The organism is Rhizorhapis sp., assembly GCF_035276005.1.
Taxonomy (GTDB): domain Bacteria; phylum Pseudomonadota; class Alphaproteobacteria; order Sphingomonadales; family Sphingomonadaceae; genus Rhizorhapis.
The window spans coordinates 1-18502 of record NZ_DATEMB010000048.1; the positions used below are offsets into that span (position 1 = coordinate 1).

General features: G+C 61.6%; 20 protein-coding genes and 1 tRNA gene. 14 read left to right on the plus strand and 7 right to left on the minus strand.

The features are described 5' to 3' along the window. The 4 genes from VJS46_RS10550 to VJS46_RS10565 form a co-directional block, all read left to right on the plus strand. Positions 1-904: NAD+ synthase (locus VJS46_RS10550; protein WP_324060003.1), on the plus strand; the 904-nt coding region annotated here is incomplete at its 5' end. Then, positions 901-1128, plus strand: coding sequence for a hypothetical protein (locus VJS46_RS10555; protein WP_324060004.1), 228 nt, complete (start codon positions 901-903; stop codon positions 1126-1128). The genes VJS46_RS10550 and VJS46_RS10555, both read left to right, overlap by 4 nt. Further along, entirely contained in the window at positions 1125-2462 is a 1338-nt protein-coding gene (gene gltX, locus VJS46_RS10560; RefSeq protein ID WP_324060005.1) for a glutamate--tRNA ligase, read from the plus strand. The genes VJS46_RS10555 and gltX overlap by 4 nt, the downstream gene beginning before the upstream one ends. A gap of 107 nt (positions 2463-2569) precedes the next feature. After that, positions 2570-4894: a putative bifunctional diguanylate cyclase/phosphodiesterase gene (locus tag VJS46_RS10565; protein ID WP_324060006.1), complete on the plus strand. Its 2325-nt coding sequence runs from the start codon at positions 2570-2572 to the stop codon at positions 4892-4894. A gap of 147 nt (positions 4895-5041) precedes the next feature. On the opposite strand, the gene VJS46_RS10570 is transcribed toward VJS46_RS10565, so the two are convergent. From VJS46_RS10570 to aroQ, 5 genes are all read right to left on the minus strand, one after another. Further along, positions 5042-5776 (minus strand): ParA family protein, encoded by a 735-nt coding sequence (locus VJS46_RS10570; protein ID WP_324060007.1) that lies wholly within the window; start codon positions 5774-5776, stop codon positions 5042-5044. A 150-nt stretch (positions 5777-5926) separates the two neighbouring features. Next, on the minus strand, positions 5927-6265 hold the full coding sequence (gene arsC / locus VJS46_RS10575; RefSeq protein WP_324060008.1) for an arsenate reductase (glutaredoxin): 339 nt from the start codon (positions 6263-6265) through the stop codon (positions 5927-5929). Further along, complete coding sequence (gene accC, locus VJS46_RS10580; protein ID WP_324060009.1) at positions 6262-7614, minus strand: acetyl-CoA carboxylase biotin carboxylase subunit; 1353 nt, start codon at positions 7612-7614, stop codon at positions 6262-6264. Before accC ends, arsC begins: the two co-directional genes overlap by 4 nt. 9 nt (positions 7615-7623) lie before the next feature. Further along, positions 7624-8094: an acetyl-CoA carboxylase biotin carboxyl carrier protein gene (gene accB / locus VJS46_RS10585; protein WP_324060010.1), complete on the minus strand. Its 471-nt coding sequence runs from the start codon at positions 8092-8094 to the stop codon at positions 7624-7626. Positions 8095-8163: 69 nt separating this feature from the next. After that, positions 8164-8616, minus strand: a complete 453-nt coding sequence (gene aroQ / locus VJS46_RS10590) for a type II 3-dehydroquinate dehydratase (protein WP_414708002.1) — start codon at positions 8614-8616, stop codon at positions 8164-8166. A 93-nt stretch (positions 8617-8709) separates the two neighbouring features. Here aroQ and thiS point away from each other — a divergent pair, with 93 nt between their 5' ends. Next, complete coding sequence (gene thiS / locus VJS46_RS10595; protein ID WP_324060028.1) at positions 8710-9705, plus strand: sulfur carrier protein ThiS; 996 nt, start codon at positions 8710-8712, stop codon at positions 9703-9705. Between the two features lie 136 nt (positions 9706-9841). Here the strand turns inward: thiS and VJS46_RS10600 are convergent, their stop codons facing one another. After that, positions 9842-10837: a glycosyltransferase family 2 protein gene (locus VJS46_RS10600; RefSeq protein WP_324060011.1), complete on the minus strand. Its 996-nt coding sequence runs from the start codon at positions 10835-10837 to the stop codon at positions 9842-9844. Between the two features lie 197 nt (positions 10838-11034). On the opposite strand from VJS46_RS10600, the gene VJS46_RS10605 reads away from it, so the two are divergent. The 9 genes from VJS46_RS10605 to rplL all read left to right on the plus strand — a co-directional run bounded on the left by VJS46_RS10605 (position 11035) and on the right by rplL (position 17401). Continuing rightward, a complete protein-coding gene (locus VJS46_RS10605; RefSeq protein ID WP_324060012.1) occupies positions 11035-12168 on the plus strand; it encodes an NAD(P)/FAD-dependent oxidoreductase in 1134 nt (377 codons plus the stop codon). After that, complete coding sequence (locus VJS46_RS10610; protein WP_324060013.1) at positions 12152-13651, plus strand: lipopolysaccharide biosynthesis protein; 1500 nt, start codon at positions 12152-12154, stop codon at positions 13649-13651. Before VJS46_RS10605 ends, VJS46_RS10610 begins: the two co-directional genes overlap by 17 nt. Before the next feature lie 21 nt (positions 13652-13672). Next, a tRNA-Trp gene (locus VJS46_RS10615) sits at positions 13673-13748 on the plus strand. A gap of 135 nt (positions 13749-13883) precedes the next feature. Continuing rightward, positions 13884-14081: a preprotein translocase subunit SecE gene (gene secE / locus VJS46_RS10620; RefSeq protein ID WP_324060029.1), complete on the plus strand. Its 198-nt coding sequence runs from the start codon at positions 13884-13886 to the stop codon at positions 14079-14081. Between the two features lie 30 nt (positions 14082-14111). Then, on the plus strand, positions 14112-14648 hold the full coding sequence (gene nusG / locus VJS46_RS10625; protein ID WP_324060014.1) for a transcription termination/antitermination protein NusG: 537 nt from the start codon (positions 14112-14114) through the stop codon (positions 14646-14648). Positions 14649-14944: 296 nt separating this feature from the next. Continuing rightward, positions 14945-15376, plus strand: coding sequence for a 50S ribosomal protein L11 (gene rplK / locus VJS46_RS10630; RefSeq protein WP_324060015.1), 432 nt, complete (start codon positions 14945-14947; stop codon positions 15374-15376). 4 nt (positions 15377-15380) lie between these two features. Then, complete coding sequence (gene rplA, locus VJS46_RS10635) at positions 15381-16079, plus strand: 50S ribosomal protein L1 (protein ID WP_324060016.1); 699 nt, start codon at positions 15381-15383, stop codon at positions 16077-16079. Positions 16080-16441: 362 nt separating this feature from the next. Then, positions 16442-16957, plus strand: coding sequence for a 50S ribosomal protein L10 (rplJ, locus tag VJS46_RS10640; RefSeq protein ID WP_324060030.1), 516 nt, complete (start codon positions 16442-16444; stop codon positions 16955-16957). A gap of 66 nt (positions 16958-17023) precedes the next feature. After that, a complete protein-coding gene (gene rplL, locus VJS46_RS10645; RefSeq protein ID WP_324060017.1) occupies positions 17024-17401 on the plus strand; it encodes a 50S ribosomal protein L7/L12 in 378 nt (125 codons plus the stop codon). A gap of 170 nt (positions 17402-17571) precedes the next feature. Here rplL and VJS46_RS10650 read toward each other — a convergent pair whose 3' ends face one another. Continuing rightward, complete coding sequence (locus tag VJS46_RS10650; RefSeq protein ID WP_324060018.1) at positions 17572-18450, minus strand: tetratricopeptide repeat protein; 879 nt, start codon at positions 18448-18450, stop codon at positions 17572-17574. Between the last annotated feature and the right edge of the window lie 52 nt (positions 18451-18502).

Genomic DNA, 18502 nt, shown 5'->3' on the forward strand with positions numbered 1-18502 from the left:
ATGTGCGCAGGGGGACCTCGCCACGCCCAATCCCTACCCCGAAGATGTTTACAATGCGATGGTCCTTGGCCTTCGCGACTATGTGAACCGCAACCGCTTCCCCGGCGTGGTGCTTGGGCTGTCCGGCGGCATTGACAGCGCCTTGTCGGCGGCGGTCGCTGTGGATGCCCTTGGCGCCGACCGCGTTTGGTGCGTGATGCTGCCCTCCCGCTACACCAGCAAGGAAAGCCTTGAGGACGCGGCCGAATGCGCGCGCATGCTGGGCTGCCGCCTTGATAGCATTCCCATCGGTCCGGCGGTGGAAGCCTTCGACGCCATGCTGTCGCCGGCCTTTGAGGGTAGAAAGCCCGATCTTACCGAGGAAAATCTTCAGTCCCGCATTCGTGGCGTCACGCTGATGGCCCTCTCCAACAAATTTGGCCATATGCTGCTCACCACCGGCAACAAGAGCGAGATGTCGGTCGGCTATGCCACTATTTATGGGGATATGGCGGGCGGCTATTCCGTGCTGAAGGATGCCTATAAGACGACCGTCTTTGACCTGTCCCGCTGGCGGAATGAGAACCGCGCCCCTTTCGCGCTTGGGCCTGAAGGGCCTGTGATGCCGGAACGGGTGATCACCAAGCCGCCGAGCGCGGAATTGCGCGAAGATCAGAAGGATGAGGACAGCCTGCCTCCCTATGAGGTGCTTGATCCCATCCTTTATGGCCTGGTCGAGGAGGAACTGTCCGTCGCGCAACTGGTCGCCCGAGGTTTCGAGGAGGAGACGGTCGCCCGGATCGAGCGGCTGCTCTATGTCGCCGAGTATAAGCGCCGCCAAGCCCCGCCCGGCGTGAAACTGGGCACCCGCAATTTCGGGCGCGACCGGCGCTATCCCATCACCAACGCATTCCGGACCTCATGAGCACGGCCTTCTTCATCAAGACCTTGGGCTATGCCGTGTCCATTATCAGCGTGCTCCTGCTCGCGATCGTGTCATGGAAGTCCGCGCATGAAAGCCGCTGGCTGACCTACGCCCTGCTCGGCGGCGTGGCTACTTCGGTGTCGGGCATGGGCCTGCGCTGGGCATCGCATTTCATGGCGCATCGCGAGGAAGCGGAACGCAAGATGAGAGAACAGAAAAAATGACGGTGATTACCCGCTTTGCTCCTTCCCCCACTGGGCATCTTCATGTCGGCAATATCCGTGCTGCGCTTCATAACTGGATGTGGGCGCGCAAAAATGGCGGGCGCTTCCTGCTGCGGCTCGACGATACCGATGTGGAGCGGTCCAGGGAGGAATATGCGGAGGGGATCCGGGCCGATCTTGCCTGGCTTGGCCTGACCCCCGACGGGGAAGAGCGGCAGTCGGCGCGCTTTGCCCTTTATGAGGCGCAGTTTGAACGGCTGAAGGCAGCCGGACGGGTCTATCCCTGCTACGAGACCGCTCAGGAGTTGGATCTGAAGCGCAAGGTGCTCCTGGGCCGCGGCCTCCCTCCTGTCTATGACCGCGCGGCGCTTTCGCTCACGGACGAGCAGAGGTCGGTGTTCGAAGCAGATGGGCGGCGGCCGCACTGGCGCTTCAAGCTCGAGCATGAGTCGCCGATCGAATGGACGGACCTGATTCGGGGACCGCAGCATTTCGATCCGAAGCTGATCAGCGATCCCGTCATCCGGCGGGAGGACGGCTCCTGGCTTTACATGCTGCCGTCGGTCATTGACGATGTCGATATGGGCATCACCCATGTCGTGCGTGGCGAGGATCATGTTTCGAACACGGCGACTCAGATACAGATGTTCACGGCCTTGGGCGCCCCGCCTCCTGCCTTCGCGCATGAGGCGCTGCTGACCGGGACAGAAGGAAAGCTTTCCAAGCGGCTCGGTTCTCTGGGCGTCGCCGCCTTTCGTGAACAGGACATTGAGCCGGTCGCGCTGATTGCGCTGTTGGCGCGGATCGGGACCAGCGATCCTGTAGAGCCTGTGACTGACCCCGCGCCGCTCTTGCCCGGCTTTGATTTCGCCCGGTTCGGCCGCGCGCCCGCCCGGTTCGACGAAGCCGAACTTGGGGCCCTCAACCAGCGCATCGTTCACATGCTGGATTATGAGGCGGTGAAGGACCGCTTGCCCGATGGGATGGATGCGGCTGCATGGGCGGCGATCCGGCCCAATCTAGAAAAGGTGAATCAGGTCAGGGATTGGTGGTTGGTGGTCACTGGTCCTCTGGACGTCCCGGCGCTGGAAGCAGAAGACCGGGCTTTCATTGGCGAGGCTATCGATGCCCTGGCGGCGCTCTCCTGGGGTAATGAGGTCTGGAAAGAATGGACCGGTGTGCTGAAGGAGCGGACCGGGCGCAAGGGCAAGTCCCTGTTCCTGCCGCTTCGCCTTGCCCTCACCGGCCGCGAACATGGTCCCGACATGGGCGCGCTATTGCCGCTCATCGGGCGGGATGCAGCCTTGAAGCGCCTCCGCCACGCAGCAGGGTGAAGGCGTTCAATTAAAGCAATCTGCAAAATCCGCGTCACGGTTACCATTCGCTAACTTCGCTTTCTTAAGCTGGCCTTTACCCGGCAACCTGCTTCGAAGATGTGGTGATGACGTCGCAAAAGCTTCCCTTGGGCGTGCTCATGGGCTTTTCCAGCCCTGCTGACATGGATGTGGAGCAATTGCGCCGCTCCCAGTTCCGCTCGATCGACCGTCTGGGCTCTCTCTATTTCCTGCTGTTCGGCTTTGCCGTGATCTTCATATGCGGCGTTTTTGCGGCCACCGTAAGCTGGCTGCTTCTTGGCGGGTGGGTTCTGCTCGCGGTTGGCGTCGGCGGTCTCTATCATCGTGGCGGACGAGCCAGAATCCAGGCCGACCATGCCGGGGTCAATGCTTCCACTGTCCTCCGCGACGGGGCATGGATGTTTGCGTTGGGCCTGATCTGGGCCGTTCCGTCCGTCCTCTTCGCCCATTCGGGCAATCCGGTCGAACTCATTTCGGTCTGGGCACTGATGAGTTGCATCATGGCGGGAACGGCGCTGACTTATATCGGCTTGCCGCTTTCGACGCTGTTGTTCCTTACCATATTGGGCGGCGCCAACGCCTATATGATGATGGGAATAGGCTCCTTCCAACTCCCGGCTGTGGTGGTCTGCTATGCTTTGCTGCTGATCGTGGCCAGCCTGCGGCATGCCCGCGCCTACAGCACGCAGGTCACGGCGACCACGCAGCTTCAGGAAAAAAGCGAGGTGGTGAGCCTGCTGCTGCGCGAATTTGAGGACAGCAACGCCGATTGGCTTTGGCAGACGGATGCTGCGCGCCGGGTGACGGATGTTTCACCCCGCTTTGCGCGCGCCCTTGGCATGGACGCGGCCGAAATCGAGGGCAAGCCGCTATTGCAGCTGCTGGCGGGCAGTGCCTGGGAGTCGGGCCAGTTTTCGCGGGCGCTCCATGAACTGGCGGAAAAGATCAAGCGGCGGGAAAGCTTCGCCAATCTGGTGCTCGACGTGGACATCGGCGGGCAGCGGCATTGGTGGGAGCTGTCCGCTTCGCCTCGCGTCGATGAAAAGGGGGCGTTCCAAGGGTTCCGGGGCGTAGGTTCGGATGTCACCAAGCAGCGCGAATCTTCGGAAAAGATTGCGCAGCTCGCACATTTTGACACGCTTACGAGCTTGCCCAATCGCCTGCATCTCACTGAAGTGCTGGATCATGCGATGCAGGAAATGGAGCGGTGGAACAGGCGCTGCGGTTTCCTGATGATCGATCTCGACCGGTTCAAGGCAGTCAATGACACGCTCGGCCACCTAGTGGGGGACCGGCTGCTCGCGCGCGTTTCGGAGCGGCTGCGCCATGTCTGCTCAAAGAATGAGCTGTGCGGCCGGCTCGGCGGGGACGAATTTGCGGTGGTGATCCGCGAAGTGCATGACACCGATTATGTGGAACGGCTGTCCCTCGAAATCATAGAGGCGCTGTCGCGGCCTTATGAAGTCGATCAGCATGTTCTCTACATCGGCGCCAGCGTCGGATCGGCAATCGGGCCGCGCGATGGCCGCACGCCGGAAACGCTGATCCGTAGCGCTGACCTGGCGCTTTACCGGTCGAAAGAAGCGGGCGGTGGCCTGCACCACAACTATGAGCACCGACTGCACGCCCATGCCGAGGAGCGGCGGGTGCTGGAGATCGCGCTTCGCGAGGCGCTTGAGAAGCAGCAACTGCACCTCGCCTATCAGCCGGTAGTCAATGCCGCCTCCGGAGCGGTAGAGGGCTTTGAATCCCTCGTCCGCTGGACCCACCCCGAAATGGGCGCAATTTCGCCGGTCAAGTTCATCCCGGTCGCGGAAGAGGCGCGGCTCATTGCCCCCATCGGCGAATGGGTGCTGCGCACCGCCTGTGTGGAGGCAATGAACTGGCCTTCCCATGTCCGCGTCGCCGTCAATGTGTCGGCTGAGCAGCTTACCGACCCCAATTTCGTCACTGCCGTAACCTCGGCGCTGGCGCATAGCGGCTTGCCCCCCTACCGGCTGGAGCTGGAAGTTACCGAAAGCGTGTTCATGCAGGGCACCGGGGCTGAGCAGATCCTGGACCGCATATTGGCGCTGGGCGTCAAATTGTCGCTGGACGATTTCGGAACCGGCTATTCCTCGCTCGGCTATCTCCGCAAGACGAGGTTCAGCACCATAAAGATCGACCGCAGCTTCGTTCAGGGTGCTTCCAAAAATGTGCCGGAAAGCATCGCCATCATTCGCGCAGTTGTTGCGCTGGCGGACAGCCTTGGCATGTCGACCACCGCCGAGGGCGTGGAAAATCAGGAAGAGGCGGAGATGATCAATCGTCTCGGCTGCAAGAAAATCCAGGGCTATTATTATGGCCGTCCCATGCCAGCCAATGAAGCATTGGCCCTGTTCGCCGGAATGCAGCGGAGCGCAGTGGCGTAATGGCCGCCAGGTGATGGCGGACGCTGGGACTTGCTGCCGCTGAGGATGACAGAAAGGGGGGTCAGGGGATGGGTCAAATAGGACGTTCCATCTGATCTTTTTTCCGTCGTCCCTGCGCAGGCAGGGACCCCGCTTCTCTTTGATAGCCTAACCCTGCGTCCGCAACTTGCGTTCAACCCCGGTCCACAGCCTTGTGAACGCCTTGGCGGCGGGGCAATGCGGTTCGAATTCGCCGAGAGGGGCTTTGCGGACGGACATCTGCTCGACGGAGCTTGCCATTGGGACAACGGGCCAATCCGCTTTTTCCTCCAGGGCGACACGGTGCAAGGACCGGCGCCGGTCGACCATCGAATAGACCGGGAGGATTGGCGCGTGACGGCTTTTCTGGCGGTCGAGGAAATTGACGACCTCCATCAACGCCCGTTGTGACAGCGGCGCCGGGATTACGGGCACTATGACAAGGTCGGCGGCGCGAAGCACCTGTTCGCTCGTCTGGGTGAGGTTCGGTGGGCAATCGAGGATGATGCGGTCATAATGCCTGGAAAGACCGCCCAGCAGCTTTGCCAGCCGCCGCTTCTTGCCCAGTTCGAAAAAGAAATGATCGAGGCCCCGCAATGACGTGTCTGCGGCCAGCAGGTCGACGCCCTCCACATTGGAGGGCTGCACCATGTCCATCGCATCGACATTTCGCGCAAAGATCGCCTGTGCGGAACCTTTGGACGAGGGGCCGTCCATCAAAATGTAGGTGGAGGCTGCCTGGGGGTCCAAGTCCCAGATCAGCGTCCGGCGTTTGGAAATATTGGCCGCGGCCCAGGCGAGATTGATGGCGAATGTCGTTTTCCCCACCCCGCCCTTCAGACTGTAAACCGCCACCGTCGCCATGTTGTCTCCTACCTTCTGTAGCGCAAGGTAGGCGAGAGGGCGAGTTTTGGGCAAGATATTATGGGCATGGCTTGGATTAGGAGCGGACGATCCGCTTTTCCCTCTCCCCACGGGAGAGGGGGCAAGGACCGCCGCTTCGACGCAGCAGCGTTACAAAATCTCCCGCACCTTTTCCTGCGGGCGGCAGAGGCGGACGCCTTTTTCGGTCTCTACCAGGGGCCGTTCGATCAGGATCGGATTTGCCACCATGGCGTCAAGGATCGAGTCGTCATCGGCATCAAGGAGGGGCGCTGCCTCCTCCTGCTTGGCGCGAAGCCCGTCGCGGGGCGTTATGCCTGCGGCCTTGTAGAGTGCGGCCAGCTTTTCCCGGCGGGGCGGGGCCTTCAGATATTCGATGACCTCCAGCTCGACACCCGGCGTCTCCTCAAGGATCGCCAGCGTCTTGCGGGATGTACCGCATTTCGGATTGTGCCAGATCGTCGCCTTCACTGGTTGTCCTCCCGCGCGAGCCACTCTTCCAGCCATTTTATCGTATAGTCGCCATTCTGGAATTCCGGATCGCGCAGCAGCTTCTGGTGCAGCGGGATGGTGGTCTTCATCCCTTCGATCACATATTCCTCCAGCGCCCGGCGAAGGCGCATGATGCAGCCCTCGCGCGTGCGGCCATAGACGATCAGCTTCCCTATCATGCTGTCATAATAGGGAGGCACGCGGTATCCCTGGTACAGGCCGCTATCGACCCGCACATGCATGCCGCCAGGAACATGGTAGCTGCTGACGGTGCCGGGCGAAGGGGCGAAGGTCCTGGGATCTTCGGCATTGATGCGGCATTCGATCGCATGGCCGGAAAAGACGAGGTCCTCCTGCGCCACCGAGAGCGGCAATCCTTCCGCGATGCGGATCTGTTCGCGGACGAGATCGACGCCAGTGATCATCTCGGTCACCGGATGTTCGACCTGAAGCCGGGTGTTCATCTCGATGAAGTAGAACTGGCCGTCCTCATAGAGGAACTCGATCGTGCCCGCCCCGCGATAGCCCATATCGGCCATCGCCTTGCGCACGACCTCTCCCATGCGATTCCGCTCTTCCGACGAAATGACGGGGGAAGGGGCTTCCTCCAGCACTTTCTGGTGCCGCCGCTGCAGCGAACAGTCGCGCTCACCCAGGTGGATGGCATTGCCCTTGCCGTCGCCGAAGACCTGGAATTCGATATGCCGGGGATTGCCGAGATATTTCTCCATATAGACGGTGGCGTCGCCAAAGGCGGCTTTCGCCTCCGATCCCGCTTGCTGCATCAGGCTTTCAAGCTGGTCCTCCGACGGGACCACCTTCATGCCGCGTCCGCCACCGCCCGAGGCGGCCTTGATCAGGACCGGATAACCGATCTCATGGGCGATCTTCTTCGCCTCGGCAATGCTGGAGATCGCGCCGTCAGAGCCCGGCACCAGCGGCAAGCCCAGCGCGCCTGCAGTGCGCTTTGCCTCGACCTTGTCACCCATGATGCGGATATGTTCGGGTTTGGGGCCGATGAAGGCGATGTCATGCGCCTCGACAATTTCGGCGAACTGCGCATTTTCGGAGAGGAAGCCATAGCCGGGGTGGATGGCATCCGCGCCCGAAATCTCCGCTGCCGAAATGATATTGGGTATGTTGAGATAGCTGTCGGCTGCGGCGCGAGGGCCGATGCAGATCGCCTCGTCCGCCAGCCGCACATGCATGGCATCCGCGTCGGCGGTCGAGTGCACCGCCACCGTCTTGATGCCCATCTCATGCGCCGCCCGGTGAATCCGGAGCGCGATTTCGCCGCGATTGGCTATCAGGATCTTTTCAAAGCCCATGGCTGCGGCTTACTCGATGACGGCGAGAGGCTGATCGAACTCGACCGGCTGGCCATTTTCAACCAGCAAGGCCTTGACCGTGCCTGCCGTGGGTGCGGTGATCGGGTTCATCACCTTCATCGCCTCCACGATCAGCAGCGTATCGCCCGCTTTCACTTGCCCGCCCACTGCCACAAAGGGGGCAGCGTCGGGTTCAGGCGCCAGATAGACGGTGCCGACCATTGGAGATTTGACCGCATTCTTATGGGCAGATGCTGCGGCAGGAGCCTCAACAGCAGCAGGCGCAGCAGGTGCTGCGGCGGCGGGCGCAGGCGGCGCAGCGTGATAGGCGACCGCGCTCAAGGTCCGCGCCACGCGGATGCGGCGCTCGCCATCCTGCACCTCGATCTCCGAGAGGTTGGTGACATCCAGCATTTCGGCCAGATCCCGCACCAGTTTCACATCGATCTGCATTGCGCCCCCTTCATTCTTGTCAGCCATGCACGTCCTCGTTGGAAAATTTCCTCAAGCGCCTATTCCCTTGCGGGACGAAGCGCAACAGTGCTGCGACTAAAGTTTGAGCGCGGCGGAAAGGGCCAGTTCATAAGAAAGCGGGCCGAAGCCGGCAATGGTGCCTCTGGCGGCCTGCGCCACATAGCTTTTGTGCCGGAATTCCTCGCGCTTGTGCGGGTTCGACAGATGCACCTCGATCACTGGCGTCACGATCGACTTGATCGCGTCGTGCAGGGCCACCGACGTATGGGTGAAACCGCCGGGATTGAGGATGACGGCCTGCACGCCCTCCGCCTGCGCCTCATGCAGCCAGTCGATAAGGTGCCCCTCATGGTTCGATTGGCGGAACTCGATTTCCGCGCCGGCCTCGCGCGCCTGATCCTCCAGCCGTCCGGCAATATCGTCCAGCGTGTCGGAACCATAGATTTCCGGCTCGCGGGTCCCGAGCAGGTTCAGATTAGGGCCGTTCAGCACATATATTTTCTTGGGGCTTTCCACAGGCTCCGCCATTAAGGCTTCCTTTCGGTTGCAGGCCGGTCGTTTGCCTCCCTATATGGCGGCCAGCGGAAATGCGCAAAAGCGAATATGAAGATAGGTAGCTGGATGAGCGTCGACGGAACCATTTCAGTCAGGATCAATGGCGAACATCGTCGTGTGCGCCAGGGGATCACTCTTGCCGAACTGGCCGGTGAGCTTGGCCTTGCGCCGGAAAAGGTCGCGGTCGAACGCAATCTGGAGGTCGTCCCCCGCTCCACGTTGCGGCAGGTGGCGGTCGAGGATGGCGATGAATTGGAGATCGTCCATTTCGTCGGCGGCGGCGATGCCGGGGCCGATGATGGCTGGGAAGTGGCGGGCAAACGCTTCACCTCGCGCCTGATTGTCGGCACGGGCAAATATAAGAGCTTTGAGCAGAATGCCGCTGCCGTGGAGGCTTCAGGGGCAGAGATCGTGACCGTGGCCGTGCGCCGGGTCAATGTGTCGGATCCCAAAGCCCCCATGCTGACCGACTATATCGATCCCAGCAAGATTACCTATCTGCCCAATACGGCCGGATGCTTCACAGCCGAGGATGCGATCCGCACGCTGCGGCTGGCGCGCGAGGCGGGCGGCTGGGACCTTGTGAAGCTGGAAGTGCTGGGGGAGGCAAGGACGCTTTACCCGGACATGGTGGAAACGCTGCGGGCGACGGAGATCCTTGCCAAGGAGGGCTTCAAGCCCATGGTCTATTGCGTCGATGATCCCATTGCCGCCAAGCGACTGGAGGATGCGGGCGCCGTTGCGATCATGCCGCTGGGCGCGCCGATCGGTTCTGGCCTTGGCATACAGAACCGTGTCACCATTCGCCTGATCGTCGAAGGCACCAGGCTGCCGGTACTTGTCGATGCAGGGGTTGGCACGGCGTCCGATGCGGCAGTGGCGATGGAGCTTGGCTGCACCGGCGTGCTCATGAACACGGCCATCGCAGAGGCAAAGGATCCGGTGCTTATGGCCCGCGCGATGAAGGCATCGGTGGAAGCAGGCCGCATGGCCTATCTTGCCGGGCGCATGGGGCGGCGCATGTATGCCGATCCCAGTTCCCCGCTGGCAGGGCTGCTCTGAATCTCAACATGTCGACGGCTCGCGCCCGTTTATAGGACCCTGTCCCGAGCAAAGTCGTGACTCTGGCCTGGCGCGGACGTGTCTCGACTGCGCTCGGCACGAACGGGAGTAAGTGCCCCGCCAATTTATGCCGGGTTCACTCCGCCGCTTGTGATGGCGCGTCCATTGCCAGGGACGCTCCGCGGTCGGACCAGGCAACGGTGCGGACGCCTTCATCGTCGAAGGGGGCATCAGCCGCCTCCAGCACCGGTTTGAAGCGAAGTCCGTGAAGCGTGCCCCGCATGACGATCAGGGCCTTGCTTGTCTCGCCCTGAATGAACAGCGACAGCGCCTGCCGCAGCTTGTGGGTCATGTGCCGCATCCAGGTGCGGCGCGGCGCATATTTGCGGACCGTGTACACCGAGTTGCGGATATAATGATAATGCCAGCCGACCCGCACCGGGTTATTCTCCGTGCGAATATCAGGATTTCCGTCCATCTGGCGCACATGGAGGCAGCGGCTGTCGCCGACGATATAGCCCGGCTGGCTGGCGGTGATGCGCAGCGTGAACTCGGTGTCTTCGCCCCAGATGAACATGGAGGCAAAGGGCAGGCCAAAACGTGCCAGCGTCCGGCGGGGCAGCAGGATCGAAACAAAGGTCGCCCTGCGCACCGGCACCATCCTGTGCTCCAGCAGTTCCGGCCAGGCCTGATAGGAAAGCGCGTTCCGCCGGTTCGCCACATCAGGCACATTGGTCACATGGCCGCGCGGCGTGCGGGCGGTGGAGATGACAAAAGGCGCCGAAATCTCGCGATCGGTCAGAACGCGATTGGCGGCGATCAGCCTTTCCAGCGCATCGGGCTCGGGAATGACATCGTCATCCATCACCCAAATGGCGTCCGCGCCGGTGCGATAGGCAATGCGCATGCCCATGTTGAAGCCGCCGGCAGCCCCGATGTTCCGGGGCAGGGAATAGACCTCTACCCGGTCCGCCCATTTTTCGGCGAGCATCCCAAATGTTCCGTCAGTGCTTGCATTGTCAATTACGACGATGCGGTCGCATTGATGCGTCTGCGCAACAATAGCGTGGAGGCAGGAATCGAGAAGATCCATGCGGTTATAAGTCAACACCACGGCACAGATGGTTGCCATATTCACCCCTTCATGAGACCCGTGGTTTTTGGCGGTAACCGCGCTGGATATCTATAGGTTCCATATGCTCTTTCGTTTGAGCAGCGGAACTATCCATTCGGATACTTCTATAATTTTAGTGATATGCTAGTTCTCGCCTCGGGCCCAATGGCTATTTCGGGCTAGGAGTTGAGGGGCATGGTACAGGGGGCGGCTCGGTGACACGGATTGGTGCAGCCGTCATCGGCGCTGGCGTTGTTGGGCTGGCTGTAGCCCGCAGATTTGCGCGCCTTGGGCTCGAAACGGTCATCGTGGACGGAGAGGCGGATTTCGGCACCTGGACGAGCGCCAGGAACAGCGAAGTCATTCATGCGGGCATCTATTATCCCTTTGGATCGCTGAAAGCGGAGCTATGTGTCCGTGGCAAAAAGCTGCTTTATGACTATTGTTACGCGCGCGACCTTCCCTGCAGGCAATGCGGCAAGCTGATCTTTGCGGCGACCCCCGGACAAGGTGTAGCGCTGGACGCGATCCTGGCCGCCGCCGAGGGGGCGGGGGTCACCGATCTGCGGCGGTTGGACGCACAAGAGGTGCGATCGCTTGAGCCGCTGCTCGGCTGTCATGAGGCATTGCTGTCTCCTTCGACCGGCATCATCGATTCGCATGCCTATATGCAGTCGCTGCTCGGGGAGGCGGAGGATTGCGGCGCGCAATTCGCGCGCCAGAGCCGTGTTACCGGTCTTTCACGGCGCCGCGACGGATGGGGCGTGCATATCGATGGCGAAGCGGAACCGGCCGCCATTGCTTCGCTGGTCGTGAATGCGGCGGGCTTGACCGCTCATCTGCTCGCCCGGCAGACGCAAGGGCTGGCGAGCGGGCATGTGCCGCAGGTCCGCTATGCCCGGGGCGTCTATTTCACCTATTCGGGACGGGCGCCGTTCAGCCATCTCGTCTACCCCGTGCCGGTACCGGGGGGGCTCGGCACGCATCTGACGCTCGACATGGCCGGTTCGGCCCGGTTCGGTCCCGATGTCGAATGGATCGACGAAATCGACTATAGCGTTGATCCAGCGCGCCATGTGGGCTTTCTGGCGGCGGCGCGGCTCATTTGGCCGGAGCTCGAACCGGAACGGCTGGTGCCTGGCTATGCCGGCATTCGCCCGAAGCTCAGCGGCCCTGGGGAACCGGCTGCCGATTTCATGGTTTCGGGGCCCCAGGATCATGGACTACCCGGCCTTGTGAATCTTTTCGGAATCGAATCGCCTGGCCTCACCGCTTCCCTCGCCCTCGCGGATCTGGTGGCGGAAAAATTGGGTTTGGGCTGGGAGGAAGATATTGACGCCAGCCGCTGATACTGAGCCGCCGCTGGAAAATCTACGGCGCAAGGCGACGGTCGGCGCGGCCTTTACGGGCGGCGCCCAGGCATTCCGCACCATTCTCCAGATCCTTTCGGTCGTCGTCCTGTCGCGGCTGCTCTCGCCACAGGATTTTGGGCTGATGGCCATGATTTCGCCGTTGATGCTGTTCGTCATGCTGTTTGGCCAGCTTGGCCTCAACAATGCGATCATAACGGCAAAATCGATTTCCCCGGAGCAGCTAAGCACCATTTTCTGGATCAATAGCGGCGTGGCGGCGTTCCTGGGGGCCATATTCGCGGGCAGCGCGCCGCTTATCGCCTGGTTCTACAATGAACCGGGCCTGGTCGCGCCGGTGCTGGTGCTGGCCGGTTCGATCCTGATTTCCGCCATTTCCTCCCAGCATCAGGCGCTCATCAACCGTTCGATGCATTTCGGGCGACTGGCACTGATCGACGTGCTGGCGGGGATTGCCGGTTTTCTGGCCGCCGTCGTGCTGGCGGTCATTCATCCCAGCGTCTGGGCGCTTGTCGCGTCCACCGTGGTAACGGCGGTCGCGACTACGATCGGCTGCTGGTTCTCCTCCGGCTGGCGTCCTGGCCGCCTCTTCCGGCTGCGGGAGGCGATGCCGATGATCCATTTCGGCAAGGGGATGCTGGGGTTCAACATCTTCAATTTCTTTTCGCGCAACCTGGACAACATCCTGATCGGCCGGTTCGCGGGGGCGGCGCAGCTCGGCTATTATGACAGGGCCTACAAGCTGCTTCTTTTCCCCCTGAGCCAGATCAACCAGCCGGTCGGACGCGTGGTCATCCCGATTCTTTCGCGGCTGGTGGACCAGCCCGGCCGCTACCGTGCGGTCTATGTCCGCACTGTCCAGCAATTGGCGCTCTTTACCCTTCCCGGCGTGGTCTTCATGCTCGTGAACGCCCGCTATGCCATTCCGGCGGTACTTGGCGAGCATTGGGCGCCCAGCGTGCCGATCTTCGTCTGGCTCGGCTTTGCGGCCCTCCATCAGCCCATATCAGCCACGACCGGCTGGCTGTTCATCAGCCAGTCGCGCACCGGCGAATTTGCCCGGTGGGGCCTGGTCGTAGCGGTAACGTCCGTGGCCGCGTTCCTGATCGGTCTGCCCTGGGGCGCGACAGGGGTGGCCGCCGCCTATGCCCTGAGCGACATGTTCATCCGTATGCCTATCGTCTGGTACTGGATCGGACGCCGGGGACCAGTGGCAACCCGCGACCTCATCCACATGGCTTGGCCGCATGTCGTGTCTAATGCCATCATGGCGGTGGTGCTGTACGAAATGCTGCATTTCCGTTTCGCAGACATCATTCTCGTCGATCTGGCGGTCAAAGGAGCGATCGGCCTTGCGGTTTCCTGGGGCGTGCTCGCGATTTTTCCGCGGGGCCGGGCGGTGCTGGCGGATTTGGCCGGCACCATGGGCAATGTGCTTGCACGTCCGGCACGTGCAAGCTAATAGCGGCTCCCTTGATGCTGCAGGAGTGTAGCTCAGCTGGTAGAGCGTCGGTCTCCAAAACCGAATGCCGGGGGTTCGAGTCCCTCCACTCCTGCCAAAACTTGCAACCTCGCCCCGATAAGGCTATGGGCCGCAAGGAATTTTGAACGAGGTCAGAGCCGCTCCGGTTGCAAGACCGGCTGCGGCTTTTGGTTTCGCTGTTTTTTGTTTCAGAATGAACGGGTTAGAAGCAGTGGCCAAGACATCCCCCGGCGATTTCGTCCGGCAAGTGCGCGCGGAGGCGAACAAGATTGTCTGGCCGACGAGTCGCGAAACCGTCATGACCACCATCATGGTGGTGATCATGACTGGCATGCTCGGCCTGTTCTTCTTCGGGATCGATTCGCTCTTCGGGTGGATTGTTCAGATGTTGCTTGGCCTTGCCCGCTAGGGCCTGTTGATTGGAGTTCGAAGGGTAGACATGTCGCGCTGGTACATCATCCACGCCTACTCGGGTTTCGAGAACAAGGTCCGCGACGCGATCATGGCCGAGGCCACGCGCATGGGGCTGGAGCAGCTTGTCGAGGCGGTCGAGGTGCCAACCGAAACCGTGACGGAAGTGCGCCGGGGCAAGAAGGTGCATTCGGAGCGCAAATTCTTTCCGGGCTATGTGCTCGCGAAGCTCAACATGAACGATGATGTCTATCACCTCATCAAGAACACGCCGAAGGTGACGGGCTTTCTCGGCGCGAGCGGAAAGCCGCAGCCGATCAGCGAGGCGGAAGCCGCGCGCATCCTCAACACCAAGGAGGAAGCAGCCGCTGCGCCGAAGCACAAGGTTAACGTCAATTACGAGATTGGCGATCAGGTCAAGGTTCTCGACGGTCCTTTCGCCAGCTTCAACGGCGTGGTGGAAGAACTGGATTTCGAAAAGAACCGTGTGAAGGTGTCGGTGTCCATCTTCGGCCGCGCTACGCCGGTCGAACTCGATTTCGAGCAGGTGGAACTGGCGAAGTGACGGCCCCCACAGGCCGTCATCCCGGCGAAGGCCGGGATCTCGCGTCTCTGGGTTGAACATAAAGGTTTTCGTCACCCTGAACTTGTTTCAGGGTCCATGAGCGCCGAAGCTTTCGAAAGAAGCTCAACGGCAGAGCCAATGGATGCTGAAACAAGTTCAGCATGACGGATTGAAAAGTTTCGGGGTCCGCCCCGGGAAAATCGCGGGAGGCGGTCTTCGGGCCGCTGCTTGACCGCTAAACTTGAAACAGGGTGAAGCGCCCCGGCGCGGCAACCCGGCTATAGAGTGAGTGAACAATGGCTAAGAAAATTACGGGCTATATCAAGCTCCAGGTGCCTGCGGGCGCCGCGAACCCGTCCCCGCCGATCGGCCCTGCCTTGGGTCAGCGCGGCGTCAACATCATGGAATTCTGCAAGGCCTTCAACGCGGCGACCGCGGATCTTGAAAAGGCGATGCCGATCCCGACGATCATCACCGTCTATGCCGACCGCAGCTTCTCCTTCGAAACGAAGACCCCGCCCGCGACCTTCCTCATCAAGAAGGCCGCGAAGCTGAAGTCGGGCTCCAAGGAGCCGGGCAAGGTGTCCGCCGGACAGATCAAGCGCTCGCAGCTTGCCGAGATCGCTGAGATCAAGATGAAGGACCTCAACGCCAACGATATCGAGGCGGCGACCCGCATCATCGAAGGTTCGGCAAAGGCCATGGGCCTTCAGGTTGTGGAGGGCTAAGGACATGGCAAAGCTGACCAAGAAGCAGAAGGCTCTCGCTGAAGCCGTTGACCGGAACAAGATGCACGGTGTCGAGGAAGCCATCGCGCTGGTGAAGAAGCACGCTACCGCCAAGTTCGACGAGACGCTCGAGATCGCGATGAACCTGGGCGTCGATCCCCGTCACGCCGACCAGATGGTGCGCGGCGTCGTCACGCTGCCCGCCGGGACCGGCAAGACCGTTCGCGTCGCCGTTTTCGCCCGCAATGAAAAGGCGGCCGAAGCGACCGCTGCTGGCGCCGATGTCGTTGGTGCCGAAGACCTGCTTGAAAGCATCCAGGGCGGCAATATCGACTTTGAACGCGTGATCGCAACACCCGACATGATGGGTCTCGTCGGCCGTCTCGGCAAGGTGCTGGGCCCCAAGGGCCTGATGCCGAACCCCAAGCTCGGCACCGTCACACCCAATGTCGGCGAAGCCGTGAAGGCTGCCAAGGGCGGCCAGATCGAATTCCGCGTGGAAAAGGCCGGTATCATTCACGCTGGGCTTGGCAAGGTCAGCTTCTCCGAAGCCGACCTCAAGAAGAATTTCGAGGCTTTCGTCGACGCCATCGTCAAGGCGAAGCCCTCGGGCTCCAAGGGCAAATATGTCCGCAAGGTCGCTCTTTCGAGCTCCATGGGCCCGGGCGTGAAGATCGACGTCGCCGAGTTGGCGGCGGCGTAACAGAATCTCCCCTCCCGCTTGCGGGAGGGGGCGGGGGTGGGCATGTAATGGCCCAGCCTGAACAGGCCCACACCCTCCCAAGCCTCGCGGCTTGGGCCCCTCCCTCTCCCGCAAGCGGGAGAGGGTATGACCGTCCGAGACAGCAGGTGGGGGGAATTGGCCCTCCTTAATCTCCTGCCAAGACGGGGAAAGTTTTTCACCGGTTCGCCCCTGGCGCGCCGGGTCTGCCCAAATCCCCAAGGGGATCGAAGGCCAGGCGACATTCCCCTCGGACAAATGACCGTAAGGCCGGCTTTGGCCACCTTGCGATTTAACCGCACATGGCCGGGTTCACCCTGCCCTGTGCAAGAGTGGAGAATGGCATGGATCGTGCTCAAAAAGCTGAGCTGGTATCCTCGCTGAACGCAACCTTCGAAAAGGCCGGTGTTGTCGTGGTGACGCGCAACCTGGGTCTTACCGTGGCTCAGTCAACGCAGCTGCGGTCGAAAATGCGCGAAGCAGGCGCCAGCTACAAAGTAGCAAAGAACCGTCTCGCCAAGATCGCAGCCGAAGGTACGGCCTACGCCCAGATCAGCAGCCTGCTGACCGGGCCGACCGCCATCGCCACATCGAGCGATCCGGTCGCCGCCGCCAAGGCAGCGGTCGATTTCGCGAAGACCACCGACAAGCTTGAAATTGTCGGCGGCGCGATGGGCGACACCCTTCTGGATGCGGAAGGCGTGAAGGCTCTGGCCTCGCTGCCCTCGCTTGACGAACTGCGCGCCAAGATTGTCGGCCTGGTACAGGCTCCGGCAACCAAGCTGGCCCAGATCGCTCAGGCTCCGGCGGCACAACTTGCACGCGTCTTCAACGCTTATGCGACCAAGGACGCAGCCTGACCTTAGTTTGATTTCAACCCTTGATTTAAGGGGCGCATGCCCCGCCTAGAATTGGAGATTATTAAAATGGCAGACATTAACGCACTCGTCGAACAGCTCTCTGAACTCACCGTTCTGGAAGCCGCTGAACTGTCCAAGGCTCTGGAAGAAAAGTGGGGCGTTTCCGCCGCCGCCGCGGTTGCGGTTGCGGCTCCTGCCGGTGGTGGCGCCGCTGCTCCGGCTGCTGAAGAGAAGACCGAGTTCGACGTCGTTCTCGTCAACGACGGTGGCAAGAAGATCAACGTGATCAAGGAAGTCCGCGCGATCACCAGCCTGGGTCTCACCGAAGCCAAGGCGCTGGTCGAAGGCGCTCCGAAGGCCGTGAAGGAAGGCGTCAGCAAGGACGAAGCCGAGAAGCTGAAGAAGCAGCTCGAAGAAGCCGGCGCGACCGTCGAGCTGAAGTAATTCCCTCTCCCTCGCGGGAGTTGGAAACAGGAAGGGCGGCTCCGTTGGGGCCGCCCTTTTTTTGTTTGGCCGCGGGCAATCCTGGCCGCCCGGGCTTCCAGAAGGCGTCGCCCCTGCCTTCGTGTTCAGTATCGGATGATTGTCATGATAGAGATGGTAAAAAGCGGCAGTTACGCCCCCGGTATCCCCAAGGTCCGGCCTGCATCCTTGAGGCGGACGGACTGCGACGGATTGGCCGCGACCGCGCTCTTATAGGCGGCGCTTGCCTTGGCGGTTTCGCCCAAGGTCATCCGGCTGCGCATCAGCATGATCCAGCCATTCACATCGGCGGGGTCGGCCTTCAGCTTGTCTTCAAGCCCCTCGACCATTCCGCGCACCATATCCTGCTGCTGCGACGGCGGCAGGGAGGATGCGGCCTGCATCTGTTCGCGCGTGGGTCCCGGAATGGCGGCGGTGGCGATGGAGGCGGGGTGAGCGGCGGGCTGCGTGGACGCCAGCCGCTCTTCGACCGCGATCTTGTGGATCCTGCCCACCTGAGAGATGGTGCGCCGCAGGTCTGCCTCCCAGGGCGCACCGGGCGGCGTATCCGCGAGCAACGCAAACCACTCATCGATCGCACCCTGATGATCCCCCTGCAAATCCTTTCGGACCGCAAGGAAATAGCGGGCCCTGGGATCGGCCTTGTCCCTCGCGATCGCCGTTTCAAAGGTCTTCACGGCATCGGGCGGCATAGGGTCATGTTCGCTCGCCATGACGATCGCTTCACCGAGCGAGGACCAGAGCACAGCCTGTGCGGGGGCCAGAGCGGTCGCGCGGCGATAGGCGCGCACGGCATCTTCATAGCGCCCCGCATCGAAATAGGCCCAGCCGAGCGCCTGCCAGCTTTCGACGTCCGTGGAATTGTCCTTGAGCCAGCTTTCAAGGCCGGCGATGTCGCGCGGCCGGTCGGGGCTGGTGTCTGCCGCCCGCTCTTCGGGAGCAGGGGCTTTCTCCCTGGTGAGGCTATAGCCGATTGAGCCGGCGGCGATCACAGCCGCTCCGGCCAACATGAACCGCGCCAATTTTCGAGTGCCCACCTGCCGATGCCTTCCGCTGCGCGTG